At 74.3% G+C, this 9913-nt stretch carries 1 protein-coding gene; it reads left to right on the plus strand.

The annotated features are described in order from the left end of the window. A partial coding sequence (locus ACI3KY_RS19285; protein WP_404931747.1) for a beta strand repeat-containing protein occupies positions 1-9913 on the plus strand: 9913 nt, incomplete at both ends.

Raw genomic sequence — 9913 nt, forward strand, 5'->3', positions numbered from 1 at the left:
CTCGGGCGCCGGTGGCGGCGACGTCTCGGTCGCCGGCTCGTTCGCGCTCGCCGTCGTCACCCACCTCACGCGGGCGGCGATCGACGGCACGGTCGCGCTCACCGGCGGCGACGCCGCGGTCACCGCAGCCAGCGCCGTGACGAGCACCGTCAAGGCGCTGCCGGCCGGAGAAGGCGTGACCGATGCGGGCGACTTCGGCTTCGGGGCATCCGTCGCCCTGAACCTCATCACCGACAAGACCAGCGCCGAAGTCGCGAACGGCGGCGCCCTCACCGGCGCCCGCCACCTCACCCTCACCGCGACAGCCGCTGACATCGGCGTCACCGAGGCGCGCATGGGCGCGAAGGGCGGCGACGTCGCCCTGGCGCCCGCGGTCGCGGTGACCCTGTCGAACGTCACCACGTGGACCCGTGTCGGCACCGGCACACTGAACCTCACCGGCAGCCTCACCCTGATGGCGACGCAGACGGCGTCGGCCACGTCGGCGGCCACGTCGGCCGTGTCGGCGGCAGCGGATGCCGCGATCGGCGTCGCGCTCGGGCTGACGATCGCGAACCACACGGTGACAAGCTCGCTCGCGCGCAACGTGACGGCCGGAGCTGACGTCTCGCTGCGCGCGAGCGGTTCCTCGACGTCGGCGTCGTCGGCGGCCGCGTCGGCCGCCGGCGCGCCGGAGTCAGCGGGCGGCGGCGGAAGCTCGGGCTCGGGCGTCACCGACGCCGTCGAGGCCGAGCGCACCCACGCCGGGGCGGCCTCGAGCGCGAACGGCGGCGACGGCGCGGGCTCGGCCACGGCCCCCGCCCCAGAGTCCTCGCAGGGCGAGGTCAACGCCGCGGCCGGCGTCGCGATCACGCTCGCGACGGTGCGCGCCGAGACGATCGTGGAACCTGGCGTGTCCGCGGTCACGGCAGGTGGAACGGCCGCATTCGCGAGTGCGGCGAACACCGACGCGTCCTCGTCGGCGGACGGCTCGGCGTCGCAGGGGAGCGACGCGACGATCGGTGCGGCGGTCGCGATCACGCTCGCCGACGTGGTGAACCGTGCGACGGTTCCGGCGACCCTCACCGTCACCGCCCACGACCTCATCGTGTCGGCAGCCGTCACGCCGAACGGGGCGGATCAGACGTCGACCATCTCGGCGCAGTCGGTTGCCGGAGCGGGCGGCGGCGACGTCTCGGTCGCCGGCTCGTTCGCGCTGGCCGTGGTGAACCACGCCACCCGCGCGGGCGTCGACGGCACCGTCGTCCTCACCGGCGGGGACGCCGCGCTCACCGCGACCAGCACGGTGTCGAGCACCGTCAAGGCGCTGCCGGCCGGCGAGGGCGTCACCGGCGCCGGCGACCTCGGGTTCGGGGCATCCGTCGCACTGAACCTCATCACCGACAAGACCACGGCCGACATCGCCGACGGCGTCAGCCTGACGGGCGCGCGTCACGTCGCGCTCACGGCGACCGCGACCGACGCAGCGGTGACCGAGGCGCGCATGGGCGCCGCCGGGGGCGACGTCGCGCTGGCGCCCGCGGTCGCGATCACGCTGTCGAACGTCACCACGTCGACCCGCATCGGCACCGGCACGCTCACCATCGGCGGCAGCCTGACGATGTCGGCGACCCAGACGGCTGCGGCGGCGACGACGTCTTCGTCGTCGGTGCTGGGAGCAGCGGATGCCGCGATCGGCGTCTCGCTCGCGCTCACCGTCGCGAACCACCTCGTGACCAGCGCGCTCGGCCGCAACGTCACGGCGGGTGCCGATGTGTCGCTGAAGGCGTCGAGCATCTCGGTGTCGTCGGCGAGCGCCGCGGCCTCCGCCGCCGGCGCCCCCGAGAACGACGCGGACTCCGGCGACCCGGCGAACCCGGGCGGGGCGTCGGGGACCGGCGTCAACCAGTTCGCCGCGAGCGAGCGTGCGCACGCGGACTCGGTCGCGACGGCCAACGGCGGCGACGATTCCGGCGACCAGGCCGCCCCCGAGGCGGAGTCGAGCGACGGGCCGGTCAACGTCGCAGCGGCGATCGCCATCACGCTGTCGACGATGCGGGCGCGCACGATCATCGAGCCGGTGGTGACGGCCGTGACCGCAGCGGGCACCGTCGCCCTGGCGACGAGTGCCAACACCGACGCGGCATCCTCTGCCGACGGGTCGGCGGCCGGCGACGGCGACGCGACGATCGGCGCGGCGGTCGCCCTCACGCTCGCCAACGTGACGAACGCGGCCGACGTGCCCGCCACGCTCACGCTGCGTGCGCACGACCTCCTCGTGAGCGCCACGGTCACGGCGGCCGGCGCCGACACCACCGCGACGATGGGTGCCCAGGCCGTCTCGGGCGCCGGGGGCGGCAAGATCTCGGTCGCCGGCTCGTTCGCGCTCGCCGTCGTCAATCACACCACCCGCGCCGTCATCGACGGCACGGTCATCCTCGGCGGCGACGCCGCGCTCATCGCGACGAGCTCGGTGTCGAGCACCGTGAAGGCGCTGCCCCACGATGACGGCGTCATCGCCACCGGCGACGCCGGGATCGGGGCATCCGTCGCACTGAACCTCATCACGGACCGCACGAGCAGCGAGGTCTCCGACGGCGTCAGTCTCACCGGCGCACGCCACGTCACGCTCACGGCCACGGCGACCGACGCGGCAGTCACCGAGGCGCGCATGGGTGCGAAGGGCGGCGATGTCGCGCTCGCGCCGGCGGTCGCGGTGACCCTCTCGAACGTCACGACGTGGACGCGCATCGGCACCGGCATCCTGAGCGTCACGGGCAGCCTCACGATGGTGGCCACGCAGACGGCGCGGGCGGCCACGACGGCCTCGTCGGCCGTGCTGGATGCCGCGGATGCCGCGATCGGCGTCGCGCTGGCCCTCACCATCGCCAACCACGGCGCCACCAGTGCGCTCGCCCGCAACGTGACCGCCGGCGCCGACGTGGTGCTGCGCGGGTCCAGCATCTCGGCCTCGAGCGCGCTGGCGGCGGCGTCGGCGGCGGGCGCGCCCGAGAACGACGATTCGGGCGACCCCGGCAACCCGGGCGGCGGCTCGGGCACCGGTGTCGACCAGCTGGCCCAGCGCGAGCGGGACCACGCCGACGACGTCTCGACCGCCAACGGCGGCCAGGACTCCGGCACGACCGACAACCCGAGCGCCGAGACGAGCGAAGGCCCGGTCAGTGTCGCGGCGGCGGTGGGCATCGTGGTCTCGACGGTCCGCGCCGAGACGGTCGTCGAGCCGACGGCGACCTCGATCACGGCGGCGGGTGCCGTGGTGCTGGCGACCAGCGTCAACACCGACGCGCGCTCGGGCGGCGACGGATCGGCAGCCGGCGACGGCGACGCCACCATCGGCGCCGGTGTCGCCCTCAAGTTCTCGACCACGACGAACCGCGCGACGGTCCCCGCGTTCCTCACGGTGACGGCGCACGACGTCACGCTGTCGGCCACGGTCACGGCCGACGCCGCCGACGTCACGTCGACGTTCGGGGCGGCCGCCTCCTCGGGAGCGGCAGGCGGCAACGTGTCGGTCGCCGGATCGGTCGCCATCGCCATCGTCACCACCGACACGATGGCGACGGTCTTCGGCACGCTGATCCTCACCGGCGGCGATGTCACCCTCCTGGCACGCAGCGCCGTCGCCGGCACCGTCACCGCACTGCCGGTGGGCGACGGCGCGAGCGGCACCGGCGACGCCGGGGTCGGGGCATCCTTCGCGCTCACGCTCGACACGCACCGCACCAGCGCGCTCATCGGCGACGAGGTCTCGGTGACCGGGGCGCGCGACGTGAGCCTGACCGCGGAAGCCCGCGACGCCACCACCACCGAGGCCCGCATGGGCGCCAAGGGCGGCGGCGTCGCCATCGCGCCCGCCGTCGCGATCGTGCTCTCCAACGTGACGACGCTGGCGCGGATCGGCACCGGCGTCCTCGTGGCGAGCGGCGACGTGCTGATCCGCGCCACGCAGCACGCCTCCGCCGAGAACTCGGCCACTGCCGCCGCCATCGCATCCGACGACGCGGCCGTCGGCGTCGGGCTGGCGCTCACCATCGCCAACCACACGGTGACGGCGATGCTCGGCCGCAACGCCACGGCCGGCGGCGACCTGACGATGCAGGCCTTCGGCTGGTCGCGCTCGAGCGCCCTGGCCGCCGCCTCCGCGGCCGGAGCCCCGGAGAACGACGAGGACGCCGGCACCGGCGACCCCGCGACCGAGGGCGGCGCCGCCGGCACCGGCGTCGACGAGCAGGTCGGAGGGCAGCGCGACTACGCCGACCAGGTCGCCGGCGACTACGGCGTCGAAGGGTCGGGCGAGACCGAGACGCCGAACGCCGAGACCAGCTCGGGTCCGGTCAACGTCGCCGCCGCGATCGGCATCGTCATCGCGACCGTCCGGGCCCGCTCCATCGTCGAGCCGCAGGTGTCGGCGATCACGGCGGCCGGCACTGCCACGCTGTCGTCGTCGCAGAACACCGATGCCGCGTCCGGGGGCGACGGCTCGGCCTCGCGCGGCGGTGACGCGGCGATCGGTGTCGGCGTCGCGATCACCTACGTCGACGTCGTCAACCGCTCGATCGTGCCGGCCACCCTGACGCTGCGCGCGCACGCCCTCGCCGTGCTCGCCACCATCACGATGGACGGCGCCGACGACACCTCCACGATCCGCGCCGTGGCGTCCTCGGGTGCGGGCGGCGGCAAGGTGTCCGTCGCCGGATCGGTGGCGCTCGGCCTGGTGTGGTTCGACACCCTGGCCGCCGTGTCGGGCACCGTCATCCTCACCGGCGGCGACGCGACGCTCGGCGCCGGCAGCAGGATCGACACCACGGTCAAGGCGCTGGCCGCGGGCGAAGGCGTCGTCGCCACGGGTGACGCGGGGGTCGGGGCATCCTTCGCTCTCGCGCTCGTCACGAGCGACACGCACGCGCGCCTCGACGACGAGGTCTCGCTCACCGGCGCCGAGGCCCTGACCGTTGCGGCGTCGTCGGTGAGCCGCACCACGACCGAGGCCCGCATGGGCGCCAAGGGCGGCGACGTGACCGTCACGCCGTCGATCGCGATCACCGTGTCGGATGTCAGCACCACCGCCGTCGTCGGCGCGCTCGCCTCCGGGCCGATCGTGGTCACCGGCAACGTGCTCGTCTCGGCCATGCAGCACACCGCCGCGCACACCACGGCGGGCGCGGTGGCGACCGACGCCGGGGATGCCGCGGTGGGCGTCGCGATCGCGCTGAACTTCGCGTTCGACAGCGTCTTCGCCACGACGCGCCGCAGCATCACCTCGGGCGGATGGATGGCGTTCTCCGCCACCGGATCCTCCCTCAACGGGGCGACCGCGACGGCTTCGGCGAGCGGAGCCCCCGGCGAGTCCAGCGGCGACGCCCCCTCGGGCGGCGTCGACGGTCAGGTGCAGGAGCAGCGGGACTACGCGAACACCGCCAGCCTCGGCCAGGGCGGTGCGGGCGTTCAGAACAGCGAGAGCCCGTCGGCATCGACGAGCGACGGCGGTGTATCGGTCGCCGGCGCGGTCGCGCTCACCATCTCGGACGTCAGCTTCACCGCGTGGCTGCCCGACGCGCTCGAGCTGACGGCCGGCGGCCATGTCTGGCTCACCTCGTCGGCGCAGGTCGACGGCAAGGCCGAGGCGAGCGGCACGGCGCTCGCGCAGGACGACGCGGGCGTGGGTGCCGCGGTCGCGCTCAACCTCGTCTTCCTCGTCAACAACGCGTGGGTCGGCGACGACGCCGTCATCTCGGGCGACGGCTTCACCGCCGCGGCGCTCATGACAACGGTCGGCTCCGACACCACGCACGACTTCTCGGCGATCGCGAACGCGGGCGCCGGCTCCGACGACGTGGGCGTCGCGGGCGCGGTCGCCCTGAACATCGTGTTCGACAGCACCCAGGCGTGGATCCCGTCGAGCGCCCGCGTCGACTTCGGTGCCGGCGATGTGCTCGTCGCCGCCGAGAACCGCCGCACCGACACCGCGAAGGCGAAGGCCGACGCGACCGGCGGCGGCTCGAGCACAGGTGTCGGGGCATCCGTCGCGATCAACGTCATCTCCGACGACGTCACGCGCGCCGAGATCGAGGACGGCGCCGACGTCACCGGCGGCGTCAACGTCACCGTGCGCGCCGACCACACCGATGCCGTGTTCAACGAGGTGACGGCCGGCTCCGAGGGCGGCACCGCCGTCAGCCCCGCCGTGGGCATCAACGTCGTGCTGCCGGTGGTGCTGGCGCGCATCGGCACGCCGGGCCCCCGCCCGTTCGTCGCGACCGGCACGGTCATCGTGCGGGCGACGCACTCCGGATCGGTGACGGTCGAGGGCGACGCTGACGCCGCCGGCGGCAGCGTCGCGATCGGCGCCATCATCGTCGTCAACGTCGTCGACATCGACGTGCGCGCAACGGTGGTCCGCGACATCACCGCCGGGGCGCTCTGGCTCATCGCCGCGACGGAGCTGCACGCGAGCGCCTCGGCCAAGGCCAGCGCGCGGGGCACACTCGGCGGTTCCGAGAGCGGCAGCGATGCCGACAACGCCGACCAGCAGGCGCAGCAGCAGCTCGACGGCACGCCGGCGACGAGCGGCTTCGGCGGCAGCCTCCCGTCGTCCAGCGACAGCGTCGCGCAGGGCAACGGCCAGGCGAGCGGGCAGTCCGGCCAGTCCAGCGACGGCGTCGGCGTCGCCGCGGCCGTCGCGGTCGACTGGATCACCGTCGACAGCCTGGCGACCGTCGCGCCGGCCCTCACGATCGTGGTCGACGGCGTGTTCGCGGTGCTCGCCTCGAACGAGACGGATGCCGCAGCCAAAGCCCTCGGCACCTCGTGGAGCATCGAGAGCGACACGAACACCGTGGGCGCCGCCGTCGGCCTGAACGTCGTGACGGTCACGAACCGGGGCTCGATCGGCGCCGGCGCCGACGTCACGGCCGGGTCGGTCGCGGTCACCGGGCTCACCCCGGCGAACGCGCGGAACGACTTCCAGGCGTGGGCGATCGCCGCGGCAGCGGGACAGGGCGATGCAGCAGTCGCCGGGTCGGTCGCGGTGCAGGTGCTCGTCCTCGTCAACGAGGCGGTCATCGGCGACGGCACCACGCTCGTCGTGACGGACGGCATCTCGCTCGACGCCTCGAACCCGATGGGCCTGCAGGGCCTCGCCGCCTCCGCGGCGCTGACCACGAACGGCAGCGGCGTGGGCGCCGGCATCGTGGTGCAGTTCGTGGAGTCGACCACGCTCGCCCACATCGACTCGACCTTCGCGCGCCCGACCACGATCCAGGCCGGCGGGGCGATCATCGGCCGGGCGTCGGCATCCCTCGTCCCGCTCGCCGCACCGGACGTGCCGCTCATCGACCTTCCGGCGTTCACCGGTGTCGCACTCGGTGCAGCCCTCGGCGGCGGCGACGCGGGCGTCGGCGGATCGCTGGTCGTCAACGTCGTGAACCGGGCGACGCGCGCGTGGCTCGGCGACGCCGCCTCGGTCAACCAGGGCATCCCGACGGCCGCCGCGCAGAACCTCTCGTTCACCGCGTCCGACCAGACCGGGTTCGTCGACGTCGCGGGCGCGCTCGGCGCGAGCACCGGAAGCGCCGGTGTCGGATTCGCGCTCATCGTCGGCGTGCACAACAAGGACGTCCGCGCCTACGTCGGCCGCGGCGTCACCGCCGACCTCGGCGGCTCGGCGTGGCTGCTGGCGACCGCGGGAGAGAGCTTCACCCAGATCGTCGCGGGCGGCGGCGTGGCCTCGGACGCCGGCATCGCCGGCTCGTTCGTCGTCCTCGTCGTGAATCAGGGCTCCGGGGCGCCCGGGACGCGTGCCTATGTCGACAGCACCGCCGAGACGCCGACCGCACTCCGCGCCCGCGGCTCGATGACCATCGGCGCGGCCGACCCGGTCACGATGACGCTGTTCGCCGGCGCCATCGGCGCCGCGAGCACCGCCGGCCTCGGACTCTCGTCGGTCGTCTTCGTCCGCACCGGCATCGTCGACGCGTTCGCCGGTGCCGAAGCCGAGCTGTGGGCCCGCGGCGGCATCGGCCTCTCGCTGACGGCCACGCAGAGCGAGGACCTGTGGCTCGTCGCCGTCGGCGGCGGGGTGGGCGGCACCGCCGGTCTCGCGGGAGCGGCGACCGTCGGGGTCCAGAACAACACCACGCACGCGCACCTCGACCGCAGCGTCACCGTGGATGGCGTCACCGCCGGCGGATCCGCGGGCCTCAGGATCGCGGCATCCGACGACACGACCCTGCGCGGCATCGCCGGGCAGCTCGCGGTCGGCGGCACGGCGGGTGTCGGGCTCGGCGCCGACGTGGAGGTCGTCAACAAGTCCACGCAGGCCTGGATCGCCCCGCAGACGCTGGTCACCGTGAGCGGCGACGTGACGGTGGACGCCACGTCGAGCGAGAAGGTCACCAGCGTCGCCGCCGGCGGCAGCGTCGGCGGCACCGCCGCCGTCTCGGCCAACGCGACGGTGTCGGTGTACACGATCGTGACGAAGGCGTTCGTCGGCGAGGTGTGCGGCGCCGCGGTCGCGAGCGAAGCGCTGTGCGCGGCATCCCGCGCCGTCGTCGTGGCGGGCGGGAGCGCGCGCATCTCGGCCAACGAAGTGCTGTCGATGGACATCGTGGCCGGTTCGGTCGCCGTCAGCGGCACGGCGTCGGTCGGCCTCACCGCCGCCGTACCGGTGCTGAAGAAGACGACGACCGCCTTCATCGGCGACCTGTCGCGGGTGACCGCGCTGACCGGCGGCTCGGGGCTGATGGGCACCCTCGGCGGCTACGACGTGCACTACGTCGACACCCGCTTCAACCCGCAGACGGCGATCATCGGCGGAGACCAGCTCGAGCTCGGCTACGTGCACGGCATCGAGAACGGTCAGCGCGTCTCGTACGAGACCGGCGGCGGCCAGGCGATCGTCGGACTGACCCCGGGCGCCGCGTACTTCGCGATCGTCGACGCGGCGTCCCCGACCCGCCTGCGTCTCACCGCGACCTCCGGCGGCGCGCCCATCGCGCTCGCCTCGCCGGCACGGCCCGGTCAGTCGCACCGGATCTTCCCGACCGACCAGGCCACCGTGCCCGAGCGCGTCGCGCCCTACCTGACGCCGGCGACCGACGTCGACGGCGGGTCGAACACCGTCAACCTGCCCTACGACATGCCCAAGGACAAGGCCGACGACTCCGCCACGCCGCTGGTCACCGGCGACGCCGTCACGTACACGGCCAACGGGGGAGCGCCGATCGGCGGCCTCGTCGACGGCGAGACCTACTACGTCGTCGTCACCGGGGCGCACAGCTTCCAGCTCGCGCGCACCAAGTGCCAGGCCGACCCGTCGGCGTCGGGCTGCAGCGGCACGCCGTTCGCGATCATCGACCTGAACCCGGCGACGGCCACGGGCCGCGCACACAGCTTCGTGCGCCAGGGGATGCAGTCGCCCGGCGACCCGGCGAAGATCACCGGCATCCGCGTCCTCACGCCGCGCACCGGCGCGATGTACGGGGTCGCGGTCGTGGCCAACAACAGCGACGAGATCCTCGCCGTCGGCGCGAGCGCCGCCGTGGCCGCGACCGCCGGGGTCGGCGTGGCGGGCAACGTCAACGTCGTGACGGCTGACACCGACGCCTTCATCGGCCGCCTGGCCCGCGTGAACGACGAGAACACCGGCGCGGCGCCGTGGCAGTCGGTCACCGTCGCCGCCGGCGGCGCGTTCCGCCAGCTCATGGTCTCGGCCGCGGTCGGCGGCGGCATGGCCGGCGTCGCCACGAACGCGACAGTCGACATCGTGACGCTCGACGTCGACGCCACCATCGCCGACGACGCGATCGTGCGTGCCGCGGGCGATATCCTCCTGTCGGCCGTCGGCAGCCAGGAGATCACGGCCATCGCCGCCGCCCTCGGCGCCGGCGTCGCGGGGGTGGCGGCGGCGCCGAGG

This window comes from Microbacterium sp. ZW T2_14 (genome assembly GCF_044987405.1).
GTDB lineage: Bacteria > Actinomycetota > Actinomycetes > Actinomycetales > Microbacteriaceae > Microbacterium.